This is a genomic window from Nocardia mikamii NBRC 108933 (assembly GCF_001613505.1).
Lineage (GTDB): Bacteria > Actinomycetota > Actinomycetes > Mycobacteriales > Mycobacteriaceae > Nocardia > Nocardia mikamii.
Window position 1 is genome coordinate 445,582 of record NZ_BDCM01000006.1, and the last position, 20,109, is coordinate 465,690.

At 67.9% G+C, this 20,109-nt stretch carries 19 protein-coding genes; 3 read left to right on the forward strand and 16 right to left on the reverse strand.

The window, feature by feature from the left end; genetic code table 11:
- Window positions 1-57 precede the first annotated feature (57 nt).
- Window positions 58-852, reverse strand: a complete 795-nt coding sequence (locus tag NMI01S_RS08745; protein ID WP_062995431.1) for an isoprenyl transferase — start codon at window positions 850-852, stop codon at window positions 58-60.
- Between the two features lie 304 nt (window positions 853-1,156).
- Here NMI01S_RS08745 and trhA point away from each other — a divergent pair, with 304 nt between their 5' ends.
- The gene (trhA, locus tag NMI01S_RS08750) at window positions 1,157-1,780 is read left to right on the forward strand and encodes a PAQR family membrane homeostasis protein TrhA (RefSeq protein ID WP_062995680.1); all 624 of its coding nucleotides are present in this window, start codon (window positions 1,157-1,159) and stop codon (window positions 1,778-1,780) included.
- A 105-nt stretch (window positions 1,781-1,885) separates the two neighbouring features.
- On the forward strand, window positions 1,886-3,412 hold the full coding sequence (locus NMI01S_RS08755) for an adenylate/guanylate cyclase domain-containing protein (protein ID WP_062995432.1): 1,527 nt from the start codon (window positions 1,886-1,888) through the stop codon (window positions 3,410-3,412).
- Between the two features lie 78 nt (window positions 3,413-3,490).
- Here the strand turns inward: NMI01S_RS08755 and NMI01S_RS08760 are convergent, their stop codons facing one another.
- Window positions 3,491-5,569 (reverse strand): thioredoxin domain-containing protein, encoded by a 2,079-nt coding sequence (locus NMI01S_RS08760; RefSeq protein ID WP_062995433.1) that lies wholly within the window; start codon window positions 5,567-5,569, stop codon window positions 3,491-3,493.
- Window positions 5,570-5,660: 91 nt separating this feature from the next.
- Window positions 5,661-6,047 carry a hypothetical protein gene (locus tag NMI01S_RS34755; protein WP_157126097.1) on the reverse strand — a complete coding sequence of 129 codons (387 nt, stop codon included), beginning with the start codon at window positions 6,045-6,047 and terminating at the stop codon, window positions 5,661-5,663.
- An 896-nt stretch (window positions 6,048-6,943) separates the two neighbouring features.
- Here NMI01S_RS34755 and NMI01S_RS08770 point away from each other — a divergent pair.
- Window positions 6,944-7,474: a class IV adenylate cyclase gene (locus NMI01S_RS08770; protein ID WP_062995435.1), complete on the forward strand. Its 531-nt coding sequence runs from the start codon at window positions 6,944-6,946 to the stop codon at window positions 7,472-7,474.
- Between the two features lie 21 nt (window positions 7,475-7,495).
- Here NMI01S_RS08770 and NMI01S_RS08775 read toward each other — a convergent pair whose 3' ends face one another.
- The 13 genes from NMI01S_RS08775 to NMI01S_RS08835 all read right to left on the reverse strand — a co-directional run bounded on the left by NMI01S_RS08775 (window position 7,496) and on the right by NMI01S_RS08835 (window position 19,992).
- Window positions 7,496-7,792, reverse strand: a complete 297-nt coding sequence (locus NMI01S_RS08775; RefSeq protein WP_036505061.1) for a gas vesicle protein K — start codon at window positions 7,790-7,792, stop codon at window positions 7,496-7,498.
- Window positions 7,785-8,036: a gas vesicle protein gene (locus tag NMI01S_RS08780; protein ID WP_245716778.1), complete on the reverse strand. Its 252-nt coding sequence runs from the start codon at window positions 8,034-8,036 to the stop codon at window positions 7,785-7,787. The genes NMI01S_RS08775 and NMI01S_RS08780 overlap by 8 nt, the downstream gene beginning before the upstream one ends.
- A complete protein-coding gene (locus NMI01S_RS08785; RefSeq protein ID WP_062995436.1) occupies window positions 8,033-8,821 on the reverse strand; it encodes a GvpL/GvpF family gas vesicle protein in 789 nt (262 codons plus the stop codon). The genes NMI01S_RS08780 and NMI01S_RS08785 overlap by 4 nt, the downstream gene beginning before the upstream one ends.
- On the reverse strand, window positions 8,818-9,213 hold the full coding sequence (locus NMI01S_RS08790; protein WP_062995437.1) for a gas vesicle protein: 396 nt from the start codon (window positions 9,211-9,213) through the stop codon (window positions 8,818-8,820). The genes NMI01S_RS08785 and NMI01S_RS08790 overlap by 4 nt, the downstream gene beginning before the upstream one ends.
- The gene (locus NMI01S_RS08795) at window positions 9,210-9,533 is read right to left on the reverse strand and encodes a gas vesicle protein GvpO (protein ID WP_062995438.1); all 324 of its coding nucleotides are present in this window, start codon (window positions 9,531-9,533) and stop codon (window positions 9,210-9,212) included. Before NMI01S_RS08795 ends, NMI01S_RS08790 begins: the two co-directional genes overlap by 4 nt.
- A gap of 28 nt (window positions 9,534-9,561) precedes the next feature.
- Window positions 9,562-9,789: a gas vesicle protein GvpG gene (locus tag NMI01S_RS08800; protein ID WP_062995439.1), complete on the reverse strand. Its 228-nt coding sequence runs from the start codon at window positions 9,787-9,789 to the stop codon at window positions 9,562-9,564.
- Between the two features lie 3 nt (window positions 9,790-9,792).
- The gene (locus NMI01S_RS08805) at window positions 9,793-10,554 is read right to left on the reverse strand and encodes a GvpL/GvpF family gas vesicle protein (RefSeq protein WP_062995440.1); all 762 of its coding nucleotides are present in this window, start codon (window positions 10,552-10,554) and stop codon (window positions 9,793-9,795) included.
- Window positions 10,554-10,973: a gas vesicle protein GvpJ gene (gvpJ, locus tag NMI01S_RS08810; RefSeq protein WP_084512753.1), complete on the reverse strand. Its 420-nt coding sequence runs from the start codon at window positions 10,971-10,973 to the stop codon at window positions 10,554-10,556. Before gvpJ ends, NMI01S_RS08805 begins: the two co-directional genes overlap by 1 nt.
- Entirely contained in the window at window positions 10,970-12,058 is a 1,089-nt protein-coding gene (locus tag NMI01S_RS08815; protein ID WP_245716779.1) for an SRPBCC family protein, read from the reverse strand. The genes gvpJ and NMI01S_RS08815 overlap by 4 nt, the downstream gene beginning before the upstream one ends.
- A gap of 5 nt (window positions 12,059-12,063) precedes the next feature.
- Window positions 12,064-12,705 (reverse strand): hypothetical protein, encoded by a 642-nt coding sequence (locus tag NMI01S_RS08820; protein WP_063920677.1) that lies wholly within the window; start codon window positions 12,703-12,705, stop codon window positions 12,064-12,066.
- A gap of 171 nt (window positions 12,706-12,876) precedes the next feature.
- Window positions 12,877-13,401 carry a hypothetical protein gene (locus NMI01S_RS35615; RefSeq protein WP_218020945.1) on the reverse strand — a complete coding sequence of 175 codons (525 nt, stop codon included), beginning with the start codon at window positions 13,399-13,401 and terminating at the stop codon, window positions 12,877-12,879.
- A 116-nt stretch (window positions 13,402-13,517) separates the two neighbouring features.
- The gene (locus NMI01S_RS08830; RefSeq protein WP_084512756.1) at window positions 13,518-14,429 is read right to left on the reverse strand and encodes an alpha/beta hydrolase; all 912 of its coding nucleotides are present in this window, start codon (window positions 14,427-14,429) and stop codon (window positions 13,518-13,520) included.
- Between the two features lie 109 nt (window positions 14,430-14,538).
- Window positions 14,539-19,992 carry an ATP-binding protein gene (locus tag NMI01S_RS08835; RefSeq protein ID WP_062995446.1) on the reverse strand — a complete coding sequence of 1,818 codons (5,454 nt, stop codon included), beginning with the start codon at window positions 19,990-19,992 and terminating at the stop codon, window positions 14,539-14,541.
- Between the last annotated feature and the right edge of the window lie 117 nt (window positions 19,993-20,109).

Consider the following 20,109-nt stretch of genomic DNA (forward strand, 5'->3'; position numbering starts at 1 on the left):
GGATGATCTTGCAATGCAATACATCCTGCGCCGGGCCGTTATCTGCGGCCCGTCCGCTCACACCCCGTAACGGCGATGCCGCGCGGCGTAGTCGCGTAATGCGCGCAGGAAGTCGACCCGGCGGAACTCCGGCCAGTAGGCCTCGGTGAACCAGATCTCGGAGTAGGCGCTCTGCCACAGCAGGAAACCCGAGAGCCGCTGCTCCCCCGAGGTGCGGATGACCAGATCCGGATCGGGCTGGCCCGAGGTGTAGAGATGCTGGCCGATGGCGTTGACCGTGATCGACTGCACCAGATCCTCACCGGTCTCCCCGGCCGCGATCTCCTGCCGGACCAGCGAGCGCACCGCGTCGGCGATCTCCTGGCGGCCGCCGTAGCCGATGGCCACGTTCACGTGCACGCCCGCGCGACCGTGCGTTTCGTCGGCCGCCTTCTCCATGCGGCGCGCGACGTCCTCGGGCAGGCCCTTCAGCGACCCGACGATGCGCACACCCCAGTTGTTCTCCGGTGCGGACAGTTCCTCGACCACATCGGTGATCACCTCGAACAGGGTTTCCAGTTCATCGGCCGAGCGGCTGAGATTCTCGGTCGAGAGCAGATACACCGTCACCATCTCGATGCCCTCGGCCTGGCACCAGCCGACCAGTTCGGCGATTTTCAGCGCACCGACCCGGTGGCCGTGGGTGACGTCGGTGAAACCGTTCTCCCGCGCCCAGCGGCGATTTCCGTCACAGACGACCGCGACGTGACGCGGATGCTGTTTGCCTGCCAGCTGTTTCGACAGCTGCGCCTCGTAGATGCGATAGGGCAGGTTGCGCACCTTACCGCTGAGCACCCGACTAGCAAGCTTCACGGCTGCCAACCTTATCCACCTCTCGCGTGCCGCCCGAGTTCTCCGCCAATTTCTGCTGCGCAGGGATGGCAGCGGACACCACGAATCAGTTCCCCGGTTCCGATCGACCCTATCGCGGCGGCGTCCGGCACGCGGACCCTACTGCCGGTACAGTGACTGGAGAACTAACCTACGCAACCGTAGGTTACTCAGGAGGGAACCAGTGACCGAATCGGTGAGCTCGGCAAATCCGGTCTCCGGGGAGGTGTCCTCGCTCGAGCATCTGGCCAAGGAGGGTCTGCGCACCCTGGCCGTCAAGCCGCGGATGCGCGGCTGGATCCACACCTACGCGGTCGCCGTCGCGGCGGTCGCCGTGGCCGTACTGGTCGCGGCCGCGGCGACCGTGTCCGCTACCGCCGGCTGGTCGACGCTGGTCTACGGCGTGACCGTCTGCGGCATCTTCGGCATCAGCGCGATCTACCACCGGGTGACCTGGCAGTCCGCGCGCACCCGGATCCGCATGAAGCGCGCCGACCATTCGATGATCTTCCTGTTCATCGCCGGCAGCTACACACCGTTCGCCCTGCTGGGACTGCCCGGCCCCACCGGGATCACCCTGCTGAGCGTGGTCTGGGCCGGCGCAGTGGCCGGAGTGGCGCTGAAAGTGCTGTGGCCGACCGCGCCGCGCTGGGTCGGGGTGCCGCTGTATCTGCTGCTGGGCTGGGCCATCGTGCCGGTCGCGGCGACCCTGACCCACAATGTGGGCGTCACGCCGATGGTGCTGCTGCTGATCGGCGGCATCGCCTACAGCGTGGGGGCGATCCTGTACGCCACGAAATGGCCGAATCCATGGCCGGAGGTCTTCGGTCACCACGAATTCTTCCATGCGGCAACGGTTCTCGCGGCCCTGTGCCATTACGTCGCCATCTGGTTGGTCGTATTCTCGTAGGGCAAGATCACCGGTAACCTGCCACGGCCACATGCGCGGGTTCTATGCTCGTTCGTGCTGTACGTCCGAAACCGGTAACACCGAACCACACCACTGCCAGGGGCTATGACCAGTCGACTCGTGCTCTGGGCCCTGCGTGCGCGCTGGGGCCTTTCGACGGTGGTGATGGTCTGCAACCTCGGCGGCCTCGCGGTCATCGTCGTCGAATTGTGGCTGAGCGGATTTCTCGGCAACCTCGGCGAGGACTGGCTCAGTGCCGTCGCCCAGACCGCGATCTATCCGGTGATCGGCGCGCTGGCCGGCATCGTGCTGGCGGTGCGCGACCGGGTGTACTACTTCAGCTGGATCGACCAGACCCGCCGGCCCACCCGGCCCGAGGCCGAGCGGCTGCTGAAACTGCCCATCGCGATCACCGTCCGGGCGCTGGCCATCTGGATACCTGGCGTCGCGATCGCCACGGCACTGTTCGCCCAGGTGGTACCCACCCGGGCCCTGTGGGCGATCGGCGCGATGTTCTTCCTGGGCGGGCTGGAGTCGGCGGGCTTCACCTTCCTGGTCGTGGACCGGCTCATCCGGCCGACGATCCCGGTGATCGCGCGGGTACTCGGCGGTACCTCACACTGGAGTGCCACGGTGCTCAACCGGCTGGTCATCTCCTGGGCGGTGGCCGGGGCGATGCCGCTGCTGATGTTGATCACCGTCCTCGGCGATCCGGTGGCCGACGCCACCGATCGGGTGCGGACCGCGCTGTACATGTCGCTGGTCGGCCTGCTGGTCGGGGCGCTGACCACCGCCACCTTGGCCCGATCGGTGGCTGCCCCGCTGGGGACGCTGCGGCGCGCGCTGGACCGGATCGCGCGCGGCGAACTCTCCGCGCGCGTGCCGATCACCAGCGCCAGTGAGATCGGGCGCCTGGAACTGTCGGTGAACGAGCTGGCCGAGAATCTGTCCGAACGCGAACGCATGCGCGACGTGTTCGGCCGCCACGTCGGCAACGAGGTGGCCGAACGCGCGCTGGCCGGCGGCGTCGACCTGACCGGCGACGTGCGGGTGGTGACCGCGCTGTTCGTCGACGTGACCGGGTCGGTGGAGATGTCCACCGAACTCGCGCCGCGCGAGTTCGTCGACCAGCTGAACCGGCTGCTGGCCGTCGTCGTCTCGGCGACCGAGGACAACGGCGGGCTGGTCAACAAATTCGAGGGCGACGCGGCGCTGTGCATCTTCGGCGCGCCGATCGCCCTGGGCGACAACGCCACTCCCGCCCTGCGCGCCGCGCGACGCATCCGCGACGAAGTGGCCCTGGGCGGCGAATTCGATATCGGTATCGGCGTGGCGCGCGGCAGCGTCTTCGCCGGAGACGTGGGTACCGACACCCGGCTGGAATTCACCGTGATCGGGGACGCGGTCAACGAGGCGTCCCGGCTCACCACCGAGGCCAAGGAGGTCCCCCGCCGGATCCTGGCCAGCCAGGCCGTGATCGACGCGGCGACCGAATCCGAACGTTCGCGCTGGGTGCTCTACGACAAGATCCAGTTGCGGGGCCGGCGGGAACCGACGGCGTGCTGGACCGACCGCAAACCGGTGGGGCTGGGCGCGACCCCTCCGGCCGAGGAGGAGCGGGCCGGTCAGTAGGCCGGCCGCGGACCGCCGGTACGTCGCCGCTGATCCCGTTGCCGGCGAGCCGCTCTCGGCATCACCACCGCCGTGGCGTCAGGAGCCGACGAGCGCAGCGCGCACCTCTCGCGGTTCCGATACCGGTAGGTCGCACACGGTGCCGCGGCAGACGTAGGCCGCGGGGGCGCCGCCCCGGGCGGGTCGGTCCGTGAGCAGTGGGACCGAATCGGATTGCCCCGCGACGACCACCGCACCGCCGGGAGCGAAACGACGTGCGGTGCGGAGCAATTCGGCCGTCGCCGCGATGTCGGGCGATCGCGAGATGGCGACCTGGATCGGCCCGGCCAATGCCGCCTCGGCGACGCTGAGCCACTGCCCGCCGGAGCGTGGCGCGCGGGCCAGCACGATGGCACCGGCGTTCAGGGTGGCATCGGCCAGGGCGCGGTAACGCGCCGCGCGGTCCGGTGCACTCAGGGCCGAGGCGGTGAGCAGGGTTTCGGCGAAGGCGGAAGCCCCGGCCGGGGTCGCCCCGTCGAGCGGATCGCGCGGCCGGGCGACGAGCTCCTCGGCATCGGAGGCCGTGTCGAACCAACTGCCGGGTTGCGCGGGATCTTCGAAAAGGGTTGCGGCGGTGTCGATCAGCTGCTGCGCATGGTCGAGCCAGGACAGTTCGCCGGTGGCCTGGTGCAGGGCCAGCAGTCCGGTCGCCAGCCACGCGTAGTCCTCCAGCACACCGGGCGCATTACCGGTCGCGCCCCCGAGTGAGGCGCGCACCAAACGGCCGTCGACGAGATGCCGGTCCAGCAGGTATCGCGCGCACCCGGCCGCGGCGTCGATCCACTCCGGCCGGTCGTGGGCGGCACCGGCCTCGGCGAGGGCGGTGATCGCGATACCGTTCCACGCGGTGACCACCTTGTCGTCACGCTCGGGTTGCGGCCGCCGGTCCCGCACCGCGCGCAGCCGCTGCCGGATGTCGTCGAAGCGACGGGCGTCGGCGGGGTCCTCCCCCGGACCGGCGCCGGGGTCGGTGTATCGGGTGAGCACGGAGGTGCCGTGCTCGAACGTGCCCTCGGCCGTCACACCGAATTTCGCTGCGGCCCAAGGACCGTCCTCGGGACCGAGCGCGTCGGTGAGCTGCTGCGGCGTCCACACATAGGTGGCGCCTTCGATACCGGGCGCGCCCGGCTCCACATGGGTGTCGGCGTCGAAGGCCGAGGCGAACCCACCCTCGGCGGTCAGCAGATCGGTGAGCAGGAAGCCCGCGGTTTCCTCGGTGATCCGTTGCGGCAGTGGGTCACCCGCCCCTGGAGCGCCGCTCGCCTCCAGCCGCGCCAGATGCGCGTAGGCCCGCAGCAGCTGCGCATTGTCGTAGAGCATCTTCTCGAAATGCGGAACCACCCACGCGGCATCGACCGAGTAACGGGCGAACCCGCCGCGCAGCTGATCGTAGATACCGCCACGCGCCATGGCCGCGCAGGTCGCCGAAACCGCTTGTCGCGCAGTGTCTTCTCCGGTGCGCTCGTAATGGCGCAGCAGACCCTCCAGCAAAGCCGAGGGCGGGAACTTCGGCGCCCCACCGAATCCGGCGTAGCGCTCGTCGACATCGCGCAACACCGTGGCGACCGCGTGTGCGAGCAGTTCGGGAGTGAGGGTCAGCTCAGTCGCGGGCAGTCCGGCGCCCTGGTCCCGCAACGCCTGCGCCACCTGACCGGCGGCCTGGTCGACCTCGTCGCGGCGGTTGGTCCAGGTATCGGCGACCGCGGTCAGCAGCTGGGTGAACGACGGCATACCGCCGCGCGGCGACTTCGGATAGTAGGTGCCGCAGTAGAACGGCTCTCCGGCCGGCGTGAGGAAACACGTCATCGGCCAGCCGCCCTGCCCGGTCATCGCGACGGTCGCGGACATGTACACCGCGTCGATATCGGGCCGTTCCTCGCGATCGACCTTCACACAGACGAAATTCGCGTTCATCAGCTCGGCCGTGGCCGGATCGGAGAACGATTCGTGCGCCATCACGTGACACCAGTGACAGGACGCGTAGCCGACCGAGAGCAGGATCGGGATATCGCGCTTACGCGCCTCCTCGAGCGCCTCGGCACTCCATTCCCGCCAGTCGACCGGGTTGTCGGCATGCTGGCGCAGGTAGGGAGAAGTGGCACTACCCAACCGGTTCATACATCCACCCTACGGTTCTTCCGTCATGAACCGGGCGACGGTGTCGGCTAGGAGCATCGCGCGGTCGTGCGCCACGGACATGATCACTCCATCAGCTCGAATGTAAGGTGAACTCGACAGTGAATTGCACATTGCCGGGAGCGGTGGTGTGGCCATTGGTAGCGGTGAAGTCGCATGTGGCCACCAATTTGTACGTGCGGTCCAGCTGGACATCAGTGACTGCTGAATGCCACCAATAATCTGCCGGGATCGACGGGTGAAAATCGTGGTAGCCGACGTTACCGATCACGGAGGCACCGCACGACATCGGCCCTTGCACAATTTCCTGCACAGAGGGTGACAGGCGCAGCGACCAAATCAACCGATTACCACCCGAAGGGTCCTGGGCAGCGTAGATTGCGTCACCCGTGAAGCTCCCGTGCTGTCCGTCATAGCGATAGCGAATGTCATTCGGGTGATAGTGATAGACGCCCGGCATAGCTCCAGGGTTTGCCACAACCTGCGGCGCTGATACGAGAAACGCTGCGGCGCAAGCAAATAGCGCCGACAGTGTGATGCTTATTCTATATGCCGTCGCACGGAGACAGCTCGACATTCGTAGTCCCCCTGAGGAATATTCTCGATCTCGACATCGACCTCATCGCCGTCCCGCAGTGCGAGAACATCTTCTTGGTTCACAGATGACAAGTGGAACCACGCGAGTGAGCCGTCCGAACGAGTCAGCACTCCGGTGCCGTTACGAACGTTCCAGCGGTAGACCGTGGCACGTTCCACGCGCTGCCTCCCCTTCGCCGCACCGTACGAGTGATCCCGATCATCACACGTCTGAGTACTGCCGTGCAATCGAATTGCGAACCGCGAGATCGCACAACCCGATGACGAGTTCATCCGAACTGCCGTGCACACTCACTGCCGCACTCCTCCCTCAGCCACAGGGGTTGGAAACCGTCCCCGAGTATTGCCACGCCGTGGACCGGGAGGGCCTTCCACCATAAACCCCGCCGCCCCGCGCAGCGGTCCGGTACTCACCTGATGCGCACCCCAATGGATCATTTCGGCTGCGGCGGAATCATTTCCGACTCGCACACCTGCTTGGACGCGCCACAGAGTCCTCCGGTTCCTTTCGACTCGCCGCCTGCTGTCGTGACCGAGTCGTATCCCGCGCTGTGGGGTGTAGTCCATGGCTGCGAGCACGATCGCCGTCGCCGTCCACGAACCGAAGACAGTGACTTGCGCGTCCGTCACTACCGGTCCGCGTACTGCCGATCGAGGTAATGTGCCCGGCAAGCGGCCATGTGACACAGAGTATGGCCGGACTCACCACCGGGTGTGCGAGATAACATCACTGCGACACAACATGTTTGGAGACGCACAGTGCCTATCGAGCACGAGGCCAAGATTCTCGGGATAGATCCTCGGACCGCCGAACGTCGCATCCTCGACAAAGGGGGAAGCAAGCTCGGCGAACGGTTCATGCGGCGCTACGTTTACGACATCACCCCCGGCGACGAATCCACCTGGATCAGACTGCGCGACAACGGGAACGGCATCACGCTCGCCGTCAAGCAGATCACCGACGATTCCATCGACGGCACTCACGAGGTAGAGGTCACCGTCAGCGACTTCACCGCCACCAACGAACTGCTCGAGCTGATGGGCTTCGTCCCCAAGTCGTACCAAGAGACCAAACGCGCGAGCTTCACTCTCGACGGTGCCCAGCTCGAAATAGATACGTGGCCCCTGATTCCTCCGTATCTGGAGATCGAAGCAGCGACGACGGAGGACGTCATCCGTGTCGCCGAACTGCTCGGCTACGCGGAGGCCGACCTCACCGGCGAGAACACGATCAAGATCTACGCCCGCCACGGAATCGACCTGAATACGATTCCCGAACTTCGCTTCTGAGTGACCCTCCGGTCCGCACCACTACTCGGGCGGGGGCAGGAGCGGCCCCAGCGGGCCGAGGTCGATGTTGAGGTCTTCCGGGGTGAGGCCGAAGTGTTCGCGCAATTCCTCCATGCGCTGTTCGAGCAGCATCAGGGTGGTGCCGATGCGTTCGACCTGGGTGTCGGTGAGGTCGCCGGCGTCGACGCGGCGCAGCGCCTGGCGCTCCATCAGCTGGCGCAGCAGCTCCACCAGGGTGAGCACGAGGGTGACCAGTCCGCGCTCCACCGATTCCGGATCCGTGTCGATACGCGGTGGGATACCGCCGAATTCAGTCATCGCCGTGCTTGTCGGGCGGCGCGGACAGGGCCGGCGGGAACAGGGTGCTGATCGAGGAGATGAGGGCACGCAGCGAGATCTGCACCAGATCCACATCGGCGATGGCGAGTTTGATGTCGCCGGTGATGATCACACCGCCGGCCAGCACCCGGTCCAGAAGGTCGACCAGCGCGACACGTCGCTCGGTGTCGACGCCGCGATCGGGCGGTGACGTGCCGGCGCGCGTCATGTCGGCCCTCGTCATGACGGCTCGCGCTGCACGCCCGCGAACGAATACGGGGGCCACGGACCGGTGAGTTCCAGCCTGATGCCGGGGAACTCGGCGCCGAGCGCGGTGACGGTCGCCGTGAAGTCCTCGGTCCGGTCGTCGTCGACGAGGTAGGTGCCGTTGAGCACCATCCAGTCGCGCCGGCCGCTCACCGCCGGATCGGTCAGCGGCTGACATCGTCCGGCCGCGGCCCGGCGCAGCAACCGCTCGTGCACCTGCGCCGCCCGCTCGGCCGCGTCGCGTTCGACGGTTTCCTGCGCGGACAATTGCGCGCGCCGCCGCGCCAGATACGCCGCGCCCGGCGTCATCGTGCCGGCTTCGGCCTTGGCCTCGGCAACGGCGGCGGTGAGGGCGGCGCGGTCGCCGTACGCGCGCACTCCCCACTCGGTGCGCCCGCTCACCAAGTCCAGCGCCGCGGCGAAATCCGCTCGCCGTTCGACGAGCAACTCCTGCACCCGGTCGTCGTCGCGGAAGACGGTGGCCAGCCGCAACGGAACAGCCGGACCTCGGCGGACCACCGCCGAGACCACCGCGTCATGGGCCCGGGCCGTCGCCTCCAGCCAGTCCAGATCCTCGAAGTTCCGGCGCAGCGGCTCCTCGCCGAACACATCCAGCGGCACCGAGCCGACGAAGGCGGTGAGATTGCCGGAAACGAGCGTCCGCACCGGCTCCCCGGCGACTCCGGTGGGCGCGTCGGTCTCCGCCTCCTCGTCGCTGTGGGGCGCGACCGCGTACAGCCAGACCAGGCAACGACCTGTCACGATCGCTCTTTCCTCGACTCACGCCCACGCTCGATGGGTTGCCGGCGTTCGTTCGCCGCCTCCAATTGGGCGATCCGCTCGCGCAGTTCCCGGTTCTCGATTTCCAGGTCGCTGTCCTGCTTTTCCAGCGTGCGAGCCTTACTGCTGAGCCAGGGATCGGTCTCCCACCAGTCGATGCCCACCGCCTTGGCCGTCTCCAGGGACGCGACGACCAAGCGCAACTTGATGGTGAGCAGTTCGATGTCGAGGAGATTCACCTGGATATCGCCCGCGATCACCAAGCCCTTGTCGAGGACTCGCTCCAGGATGTCGGCGAGATTGGTGGAGTGCCCGCCCCCACCCCCGCCCCCGTAGGGCTGCGGCGCGTACGACTCGCCTCCGACCACCGTCATTGCTGTCCCCTCGCGCCGATATCGGTGCTGCCGCGGATGTAGCGCTTGGTTCTGCGGTAGGCCAGCAGGTTCTCGTCGAAATCGATCTCGACCTGATAGAGCGCCATGATGTCGGCCGAGGAGGGGATGCGGCGATCCTCGAGCACCTCGATCTCCACCAGCCAGCCGTCGTCGGTCGGCTCCACGCTCGTGACGCCCTGAAGCGGGTTCGACGTCAGTTCCGCGAGGCATTCGACCGCCACCCCGGCGGCCTGCGCCGCGGTGAGGGGCGGTTGTTCGTCCGATGCCTGGGCATCGTCGGGGAGGGTGTCGCGGGCCACGGGAGTCACTTCTTCCGGTCGGTCGGACCTACCTCGGACCGGTCATCCGATTCAGGATCTCTTGTTGCGCTTGCGCGGCCTCCTCCGCGGACAGTTCGCCGGCGGCTGCGGCACGGTCGATGTCCTCGAGCTCGCGCCGCAACCTCACGGGATCGTGCATTTGCTGTTCGACCTGCTCCTGGATCAATTCACTCAGCCAGATCACGCCACGAACCGGCGCGGCGGGGAGCAGGAGTATCGATGAGATCAGACCCATGCCTCACCCCTCCGGTGCTCGCTTCGTCACGAAGTCGTAGGCCGCCATCGGCCCGAGCAGACTCAACTCCACCCGGCCGTCCCACTCCGACATGAGCCGGCGCAACAACTCCTCCAGTTCGTCCTGCCGGGCCGTTTCGACCAGTGCCGCGACGTGAACCGCATCCTCTTCGTGGGTGGGGTCGCGCAGATTGACCATCGCGTCGAGTTTCTCCAGTTCGGAAGCCACTGCGCGGGTGTCCTCGGCTCGCTTCGTCTCGATGGCCTGATTGATCATCTCGCCCAGCATGATTCGCTCGTTGCGGGTCGCATCCTCCGATTTCCCACGGATCTCGTCTCGGAGGCGGGCGGCGTCGGCATTCTCGTCGAGCAATTCGCGCAGGATCGCATCCTCGACGTAACGCCCTCTGATGACGAACTGCACCCGCCCCTCGAGTTCCACCAGTGCCGCGTGGAATTCGTCTTCGTTCGCCTCGAGCAGTTCATTTTCCACCGCATCGGTGTCGGTCATGACCGCGCCGAACCGCAGCGGCAGCACGGGTGCCACCGCCGCGGACCCGTCGAGGAGTTTCTCGTGGGCGGTGAGGTCCTGGGGTGTGCCCAGGGGCCGATCGGAGGCGAGCGGACTGACCAGCGCGGCGATGTCACCGTGCCGCACGACCGTCACCTCACCCGGCGGATCGCCGACGCCGGTGGCGTCTGGCTGCGGCTCGACGTCGGCGGGCACGATGCCGTAGACGTATACGGCTGTTGTGTCGGCAGCCATCACCGCTCCTCCCGCTTCGAGGGCCGGTGCACCGTCTGCCGCTTGTCCTGCACATCGCCGAGGAAGTCCGCGACCTTCTTGCCGGCCGCGTCGAGGGCGCCCTTCGTCTTGTGCTCGGCCGCGCCCTCGGTGACCTCGCCGACGATGTCGGTCAGGCCCTTCGGCTCACTGGACGAGATCTCGAGCCGGTTCACCGCTTCGGCGAACCGCAGATATGTGTCGACACTGGCGACCACGACGCGCGCGTCGATGGTCACCAATTCGATGCCCACCAGCGACACCCGGGCGAACGCGTCGATCACCAGGCCTTTGTCGAGGATGGTGTCGATTACATCGGCGAGGCTGGACGAGTTCGGCCGGGCCATGGTGCCGGCTCCACCTCCCCCTCCGCCCCCGCCTCCCGCGGGTTCGATCGTCATTTTCTTGCTCCTCCGCTCACACGTGGGCGGCGAGTGACCGAGCTCTTGCGGGCGGCCGTTCGGCGGCGAGGTGGCTCCGGTTCTTCCTCCTCGTCCCGATCCTCGTCCTGCTCGTCCTGCTCGTCCTCGTCTTCCTCGTCTTCTTCCGTCTCATCCGGTTCTTCGTCGTCGAACGCTTCCTCGTCGGCGGTGTCCTCGTCGTGGTCTTCCTCGTCGCGCTCTTCCTCGGCGGCGCTCTCTTCCTCTTCGCGCTGTCGCGCCGTCTCGTCGTCTTCCACGACCTCGCCGTCGCGGATCTCGCCGTGCCAGCCGACGATGTCGTCGCTGTGCAGGACCGCATCGGTCATGACATGACGCTGAAAGTGCTTGAGCTCCAACCGGCATCGGCGACCGGCCGCACGCCACATATTGGCGGTCTTCTCGAACACCCCCTGCGGGTGATACTCGAGCACCACCAGAATCCGCGTGAGGTTCGGGGTGAGCTCATAGAAGCCGACGGCGCCGTCGATATATCCCTTGGCGCCCTTGGAACGCCACACGATCCGCTCGAACGGAATCTGTTCGATGATCGTGGACTCCCAGGTTCGCCTCGACCAGAACACCTTGCCGGTCCAGCTGAGTTTCTCGTCGGAAACCTGCTCGACCTGCTCGAGCTTCTTGGTGAATTTCGGGAAGTCGGCGAATTGCGTCCACTGGTCGTAGGCCAGATCGATCGGCACGCCGACATCGATCTCCTCGACGATATTGGTCAGCTTGAGCTTCTTGCCTCCGCCGCCTTTGCCACCACCCCCGGTCAGCGAACCCTTGACCGACTCGAACGTGTCCTTGGCAGAGTGCTTGAGTTTGCTCAGACCTCCACTCATCATCGCCTGCAGCGGCGAGGCACCGCCGGCCAACTTGTCCACACCTGTCACCGCCGCCAGCAGATTCCCTTCGCCACCCGCATAGTCGTTCAACCGGCCGGCGGTTTTCGAGACCCGGTCCGAGAGGCCGGCCACCGCGCGTTCGGCCACCGTCCCCGCGAGGTTCTGCACGGATTGCTGGAGCAGGCCGGTCGGTCCGGACGACTGAGCCGTTTTCGCCATCGCTCTCATCTCCTCGTGCGGCGCACGGGCGGTTCGCCGGAATCGGAGCGGCTGCGCCGACTGACCGAAACGGGCTTGCGTTCGGCGGATTTGCGGGCAGAAGTCCGAGAAGTCGTCGTCTTCCGCGCTCGCTGGGGCGAGGGCTTTCGTGCCCGCGGTGCCGGCCGCTCGGCCTCCTGCTCGTCCGCGCCGGAATCGACGTCGTCCTCGAACTCGTCGTCGGAGGACGCCGCTCGCGCGCGCCGGGCGGATTTCCGCTTGCCGCCCTCCTTGGGCTCCTCCTCGGGCTCCTCGTCCGGCACCTCGTCCGGCTCGGCCTCCGGCGATTGCTCGCCGCTGTCACCCGACAGCAACGACGAGCCCTGCTGCAGCCTGGTGTTGAGCGAATCGAGCTGGTTGCTCGCGGCGGTCACCGCGGCGGATCGGGCCGCGCCCAGCAATTCGTCGCGAACGGTGTCGGTGAGTTGGGTCAGGTCCGCCGACGATTTGAGCAGCGACGTCCCCCGCTCGAGCAACTCACCGGGAAGGTCCGACGAACGTTTGGCCATCATCGCCCCCGCCACCCCCAGCGCGAAGCGCATCTTCCGCGTGCGCCCCAGCAAATAACCTATGCCCACCCCTATAGCGATACTTGTGCCACCCTTCATGGCCTTCTCCTCGTTTGCTCGACACGCCTGCACGGCCGCACTGCCGCGGGATGGTCGAGCGATGAGACCCCGATGTTTGGAGTAAGCCACATCACAGAATGGCCTTATATCAGCGTATACCCAGCTATCGTCTCTGTCGGCTATTAGCCGGAGGGACTTCCGGCATATGGATCAACGCAGTCGCCGGGTGCGCCGGCGCCGGCGCAGTACTCGCACCGCCCGCCGCCAGCCGCGCGGTGTGGCGACGAATCGCACCGGCCGGTCGAATCGGTCCGTCGGGTCGACCCCGGACGCGGCGGTGCCGGCCCGGCGGGCGGCCTCGTAGCGAGCCAGCCCCTCCCGGAACGCGACCGGGTCACCGCCGACATCGGGATGCTGGGTGCGCACGAATCGGCGGTAGGCCGCGCGGTCGGCAGCCGACCATCCGGCGCGCGCCGTCGGCGTCCGCGCCGCCCGGATCGGTTCGGGATCTCTGCTCGCCATCCCCTCCAGTATCACCACACCCATCGCGCCGAAACCGTGACCGTACGCACTGTCCGAAATGGGTACTCCCCGGCCATGGACGACAGCGCGCAGATTCGACCGGTACCGATGCGGCGGCGGCCCTGGTTCGCGGATCTGGAAGAAGCCGAACGACGTGGCGCTCACGGCAACGCCGGGCTCGGCTATTTCGACTGTGATTGCGAGATCTGCCACCGGCGGTTCCGGCCGGCTGCGGTCTGAAATCCATTGGGCGGGTGGCAGGTTCGAGTCCCGCCCAGGTGATCATCACTCAGTAGCTCGCCGTTGACCGACCCGGCCGGGATCCGTGCTCAGGCGCCTATCCCCCCGGCCAGCACGGGCCACGAATCGTGGAGATCGGCCTCGAACAGTCCCCATGTGTGGGAACCCTCGGGCCGGTCCACGTACACCGCCGGAACGCCGAGTTGTCCGAGCCGGCCGGCGAAGGCGCCGGTGCACGCACTCGCGACCGCCTCCACCGGTGGGAACGGCAGCCCCCGATCGATCCCGCCCGGGATGCCGGACGCCGCCGACAGATAGATGGCCTTCCCGGCCAGCGCACCGGCCCGCACGAACGCGTCGTGCGCGGGCCACGCCCCGGTGCCCGGCATCCCCCACATATTGCCCGGATTGCCGCCGCCCCGCACGACCTGCGCACTCACCATCGCGATCCCGGCCGCATCGTTCGACCACGGACACCCGCTGTAGGAGGCCACCGCGCCGAAGCGCTCCGGCGCCTGGATCGCGAGATCCACCGCCGACGCCGCGCTCATCGACACCCCGGCGATCGCATTGCGGCCGGTGGTACCCAGCCGGGCGTCGACGACATCGGGCAGTTCCCGGGTGAGGTAACTCTGCCAGCGATTACGTCCCATCACCGGATCGTCGGCCAGCCAGTCGGTGTACATGCTGTTGGGCCCGCCGACCGGCATCACCACATTGACATGCTTGTCGGCGAAGAACGCCCGCACATCGGTGTCGTCCCACCAGGAGATGTTGTCGACACCGCCGCCGATGCCGGTGAGCAGATACAGCGTGGGCGCCGGTTCGCCGCCGGCCGCGCGGATCACCCGATTCGTGATCACTCGGTCCATCGATGGCGAATACACGTCCATCTCGACCGCCGCCGGCCCCAGCGGATGTTCGTCCACCACATGCGCCGCCGGAGCAGCCGCGGCCGAACCCGCCGCGAAAGCACCTCCGGCGACGACCGCACACACCATTACGAGAACTCGCGTGATTACCGTCACGACAAGGGACTACCCCATCATGATCATCGCGATGCGGCCGAACCCGTGACCGGCCGTGAGCGGCCGGTCACGGGCAGTGGAATCAGCCGAGACGCGCCTCGATCGCCTCGATGATGCGCGGCCGCAGCTCCCGGGCGCTGATCACCGCGTCCACCGAGCCGACCTCGACGGCGCGGTGGATGTTGTGCACCCGGTCGAACTCGGCGGCGACCTCACCCAGCTTCTCGGCACGCACCTGCGAGCGGACCTCGTCGAGTTCGGCGGACAGTTCCGCACGCTCGGTACCGGACGCGTTCGCGACCCGCGACTCCAGTTCGCGCACCCGCGAATCCGAGGCGGTGCGGGTGTTGACGTCCCCGGCGAACACCACGGCCGCGGCCGGGGCGCCACCGAGCACCGAGGCGAACGAACCCTCGAGCGCGAGCACGGTCATATTCGGGTTCAGCGCCTTCGAGAACACCACGAACGCACCGCCGTGGTAGCGCGAGATCACGCAGAACACGATGGGCCCACGGAAGTTCACGATCGCGCGGCCGATTTCGGCACCGTATTCGAGCTGCAGCTTGCGCATCGACTCCGGCGAGCCGTCGAAGCCGGACAGATTCGCCAGCACCACCAGCGGGCGGTTGCCGCTGGCCGCGTTGATCGCGCGAGCCGCCTTCTTCGACGACCGCGGGAACAGCGTGCCCGCGGTGTAGGTGTCGGGTCCGTCGGTGGACGGGAAGCCGCGCCGCGGCACACCCCGCGATTCGATGCCCAGCAGGCAGACCGGAATACCGCCCAGATGCGCGTCCTGGACGACGGCGGTCTCGGCGTCGGCCATACCCGCCCAGCGCTCCAGCACGGCGTGGTCCTGATCGGCCAGCGCCCGCATCACGGTGCGAATATCGAAGGGCTTCTTGCGATCCGGGTTCGCGGTCGCGGAGAAGATCTCGCCGACGGTCGTGAAATCGCTGTCGGGCACGGCGTGCGGGAAAGTGCATACGTCGCGGTCGATCGGGTCGGTGGTCTGCGCGCGGCGCGGGCCCTGCTCCCCGGGGGCGATGTAGGTGTGATCGTAGTGCGACATCAGCACATCGCGAGCGCCGGCCAGATTCGGCGCCCAATACTGCGCCTGACCGTTCGGGCCCATCACGCGGTCGTAGCCGCCGATGCCGAAGTTGTCCTCGGCCGACACACCACCGGAGAAGTCCAGCGCCTGCTTACCGGTCAGCACCATCGCCGAATCCGGGGTCATCACCAGGATGCCCTTGGTGTGCATGAGCATCGTCGCCTCGGCGTTCCAGTACGGCTGCGCGCCGACGTTGATGCCGGAGACCACGATGTTGATCTCGCCGCCGTCCTGGGTGAATTCGACGATGCGCTTGAGCGCCGCCGCCACCCAGTCCATGTTCTCCGTACCGGACTTCATCGAGATCCGGGCGCCGGACGAGAGCGCGTACCACTCCAGTGGCACCTGCATCTGCTCGGCCAGATCCAGCGCCGCGATCACCCGGCGGCATTCCGGCTCCGACAGTGCGCCCAGCGACTTGGTCGGATCGCCGAGCAACACCACGCGGGTGATGCCCTCCGGATGGCGGTCGGTCGGCGTGGTCACCACACCGGCGACCATCGCCGCGGTGTTGCGGCCCTTGGGCCGGTCGACCGGGACGAGGGCGTGGTCGGCGTCGAGGTCGTATTCGGCGAAAGCCCCGAGCAGACCGGTCAATTCGTACGGATAGACAGTGCCACGACTGGCGGCCCGCAGCACCTTCTGGCGGTACTCGTCGAGCGGTTCGACCGGATCGTCGGTGCGCTCGCCGACGGTCACCTCGGTGCCGCCGGTGGCATCGAAGCGGATGCGCACGACGATCTTGACCAGCTCACCGGTCTGCGCGTCGGGCTGACGGGCGATGAGCAGGATCTCCTCCAGCCCGGCGCCCGCGGTGGCCGGTTCGACGCGACCGACGATCGTGTCCAGTTCGGCCCGGGACACATCCAGCGGCGGCCAGATGTAGAGCACGATCCGGTTGGTGTGGAAGCGCTTGGCCGAGGGCCGCCGCGACTGTGCCCGGCGGATCGAATCGACGCAGGTCGCGACCGTGCTCTCGGCGGTCGGCAGGGACAGCAGCCGGCCCTCGTGATCGCGCAGCGCGGTCAGGTCGCGGACCTGGGCGAAAGCGACCAGCCGCTCGTCGGCGGGGTTCTCCTTCGCGACACCCCGGAACAGGTAGACCTCCTCGTCGGAGGACGGCAGCCGGGTGAGATCGAATTTGCGCAGGCGGCGCATCTGCATCCGCTCGGCGATGTAGGGGTGCAGGCCGCGGATCAACCGCTCCTCGGCCAGACCGGTCGCCGACGGACGGAAGGTGAAGTGGTGGTGCATCACCGCGCCGTTGCTGCCCGCGACGGTGGCCGTGATCCGATTCACCTGGTTGGGCAGCGAGCGGGCGCCGAGCACTTCCTGCAGGGCGGCGGCCATCGCGTCGAAGTCCTCCGGCTGGTTCTCCCAGCCGAGGTAGATGTCGGCCTCGATGGAGGCGGCGCCACCGGCCAGTTCGGTGAGCCCGTTCAGCACCGTGTCGAGCGCGTCGAAACTGACGGCCGCGGAGACCAGATTCACACCGCGGCGTTCGGCGACCACGAAGGTGCAGCCGTCCACGTTCTGGGTGCGAACGTCGGTCAGGCCCTTGTTGCCGTAGTACCGCCGGGTCAGCACCTCGAGCATGACGGTGTTGTCCGGGTTGCCCCGCACCAGGCGCTGGGCCAGCAATCGCACCAGCGGCTCGGTGCTGCGCACCATCTCGGCGATGCGATCGGCGCGGTCGGCGGCATCCGGATGCGCGTCCAGATGGCTCATATGCTTGCGCACCGTGGTGTAGACGCGGGCGCGGTTGCGACGCAGCAGCGGCTGGCCGTACCAGGCGTAGACCACGCCGCGGGTGATGTCGGCGATCACCGGGAAGCGCACCTGGGTCGCGGCCACCAGCCGCTCCAGCGCCAGGCCCACCGGTTCCCGCAGCACCCGATCCGGCACCGGCTCGCCCAGCCATTCGCGCAGCAGCGTGGTGACGACGGTGACCGTGTCGGACGGGCGCTGCTGGGCGAGGAAGATCCGGAAGACCGCGGCCTCGAGTTCCGGGGTGCGTTCCAGGTCGGTGACGCCGTAGTGCGCCAGCGCCTTCGACAGCTTGGCCCGGTAGGACTCCGGCAGTCCGGCCCGCTCGACGTCGAGGCTCTGCAGATAGGTGTGGAAGTACTCGCGGGCGCTGTGGACGTGGCCGTGGCCGGCGTCCTCACCCCAGAACTGGCTCAGCTCGGCGAGGTCGGTGAAGACCTCGATCAGGTCCAGTTCCTCGGCGAGCGGGCGGCGGTTGTCCGCGATCGCGGCGCGGCGCGCGGCCATGTAGTCGGCCAGGACACGTCCGCCGTCGTGCGGGTCGACGTCGAAACCGAGCAGCAGCCCGCGCAGATCCTCCTGGCCGCGAACCGTACGCTCCTGCGCCAGTACCTCGGTGGGCGCGGCGGGCAGGTCCAGTTCGACCGACTCGGCCGCGGCGGACTCGTCGGCCTGCTCGTCGTCGGCGATCGGTTCCAGCCGCAGCAGCGGCGCACCGGCCTCGACCTGTGAGCCGACCGAGACGCTGCATTCCTTGAGGCGCGCCTTGAACGGCGAGCGCAGCACGGTCTCCATCTTCATGGACTCGAGGACCAGTACGGGCGCACCCGCCTCGACCTCGTCGCCGACCTCGAGCGGTTTGGCGACGACCAGCGCGGGCGCCGGCGAGCGCACCACACCGCCCTCGTCACGGCTCACCCGATGCGTCACGCCGTCGACATCCACCACGTGGGTGGGGCCGTGTGTGCCCGTGACCAGCCGGTACCGGGTGCCGTTGACCATGATCTGACCGGTGTGCCGGTCGAAGCGCTCGAGATCGACGTCCGCGGTGGCGACCTCACCGGCCGCCTCGATGCCGATTCGGAATCGGTGCGCACCGACCCGCGCGACCCGCAGGCGGTAGCTCGCGCCGCGCAGCTTCAGATCCAGCGGGCGCCCGCTCTCGTGCTGCACCTGCGGGCGGCCACCGGCGGCGGTGGACAGCAGCCGATGCCGCTCGGCGCGCTCCTCTTCCTCGTAGGCGTCGATGGCCGCGGCGGCCAGGGCGACCGCGGTGTGCCGCTGGGCCACCAGCCGGCCCTCGCCGCGCACGCGATCGATCCAGCCGGTGTCGGCGCTGGCGTCGATGACTTCGGGCTGGTCGAGCAGGTCCAGAACGAAACTCTTGTTGGTCGCGCCGCCCTCGATGATCACGCGGGTCTCGCCGACCGCACGACGCAGCCGGCCCAGGGCCTCCTCGCGATCGCGACCGTAGGCGATGATCTTGGCGATCATCGAGTCGAAGTCGGCGGGGATGGTGTCGCCCTCGCTGACACCGGTGTCGACGCGGATACCCGGTCCGGCCGGCAGATCCAGCAGGGCGATGCGGCCCGGCGCCGGAGCGAAGTCGCGGTCGGGATCCTCGGCGTTGAGGCGGGCCTCGATGGCGTGCCCGCGTTCGGCGGGCGGCTCTCCCTCGAGCCGTCCGCCGGAGGCCACGTGCAGCTGCGCCCGGACCAGGTCGAACCCGGTGGTGTACTCGGTGATCGGGTGCTCGACCTGCAGGCGGGTGTTGACCTCCAGGAAGGCGAACAGCTCGTCGCCCGGGTGGTAGAGGAATTCGACGGTCGCCGCACCGCGGTAACCGACCGCTACCGCGAGCCGCTCGGCCGAGGCCTTCAGTTCGGCGACCTGCTCGGGCCGCAGCACCGGCGAGGCGGACTCCTCGATGACCTTCTGATTGCGCCGCTGCACCGAGCAGTCGCGCACGCCCAGCGCCCACGCGGTGCCCTGCCCGTCGGCGATCACCTGAACCTCGACGTGGCGGGCGCCGGTGACCAGCCGCTCCAGGAAGACGACACCGCTACCGAAGGCGCGGGCCGCTTCCTGGCTGGTGCGCTCGTAGGCGTCGACCAGTTCGGCTTCGTTGGTGATGACGCGGATACCGCGGCCACCACCACCGGCGGTGGCCTTCAGCATCAGCGGATAGCCGATGTCCCCGGCGGCCGAGATGGCGGCATCCAGCGTCTCGACCGCACCGCGGCTCCAGGGCGCCACCGGCACCCCGACCTCCTCGGCGATCAGCTTCGCGCCGATCTTGTCGCCGAGTTTGCGCATGGCGTCCGGGCTCGGACCGATGAAGGTGATGCCGATCTGCTCGCACAGTTCGGCGAAGGCGGGATCCTCGGCGACGAAACCCCAGCCGACCCACGCGGCGTCGGCCTTCGTCGTCACCAGCGCCTTTTCCAGCGCCTTCAGATCCAGATAGGGGCGGGCGGAGGCCGGACCGAGGTCGTAGGCGATATCGGCCTCGCGCACGAACGTCGCGTTCCGGTCGACATCGGTGTACAGAGCGACGGTTTCGATCTGTCGCGCGGTCGCCGCGGCCAAATCTCGGACGGCGTGGATGAGGCGCATTGCGGCCTCACCCCGGTTCACGATGGCGATGCGGCTGAACACTCGCCGACTCCTTTCCACAGCGTAGGCCCGGTGCATGGGCAGAATTCGAGGTATCGCGGCTCCGCGTAGTGTGCACCTTTATTCCACGAATGTGTACGCCGTGCAGGGGTTACCCGC

Excerpts from the sequence above, each read along its gene's own strand:
- NMI01S_RS08805 (WP_062995440.1), bottom strand. The coding sequence starts at position 10,554 with ATGGCTGCCGACACAACAGCCGTATACGTCTACGGCATCGTGCCCGCC.
- NMI01S_RS08775 (WP_036505061.1), bottom strand. The coding sequence starts at position 7,792 with ATGACTGAATTCGGCGGTATCCCACCGCGTATCGACACGGATCCGGAA.
- NMI01S_RS08755 (WP_062995432.1), top strand. The coding sequence starts at position 1,886 with ATGACCAGTCGACTCGTGCTCTGGGCCCTGCGTGCGCGCTGGGGCCTT.
- NMI01S_RS08830 (WP_084512756.1), bottom strand. The coding sequence starts at position 14,429 with ATGGTGTGTGCGGTCGTCGCCGGAGGTGCTTTCGCGGCGGGTTCGGCC.
- NMI01S_RS08780 (WP_245716778.1), bottom strand. The coding sequence starts at position 8,036 with ATGACGAGGGCCGACATGACGCGCGCCGGCACGTCACCGCCCGATCGC.
- NMI01S_RS08760 (WP_062995433.1), bottom strand. The coding sequence starts at position 5,569 with ATGAACCGGTTGGGTAGTGCCACTTCTCCCTACCTGCGCCAGCATGCC.
- NMI01S_RS34755 (WP_157126097.1), bottom strand. The coding sequence starts at position 6,047 with ATGCCGGGCGTCTATCACTATCACCCGAATGACATTCGCTATCGCTAT.
- NMI01S_RS08815 (WP_245716779.1), bottom strand. The coding sequence starts at position 12,058 with ATGGCGAAAACGGCTCAGTCGTCCGGACCGACCGGCCTGCTCCAGCAA.
- gvpJ (WP_084512753.1), bottom strand. The coding sequence starts at position 10,973 with ATGACGATCGAACCCGCGGGAGGCGGGGGCGGAGGGGGAGGTGGAGCC.
- NMI01S_RS08790 (WP_062995437.1), bottom strand. The coding sequence starts at position 9,213 with ATGACGGTGGTCGGAGGCGAGTCGTACGCGCCGCAGCCCTACGGGGGC.
- NMI01S_RS08820 (WP_063920677.1), bottom strand. The coding sequence starts at position 12,705 with ATGAAGGGTGGCACAAGTATCGCTATAGGGGTGGGCATAGGTTATTTG.
- NMI01S_RS08800 (WP_062995439.1), bottom strand. The coding sequence starts at position 9,789 with ATGGGTCTGATCTCATCGATACTCCTGCTCCCCGCCGCGCCGGTTCGT.
- trhA (WP_062995680.1), top strand. The coding sequence starts at position 1,157 with ATGCGCGGCTGGATCCACACCTACGCGGTCGCCGTCGCGGCGGTCGCC.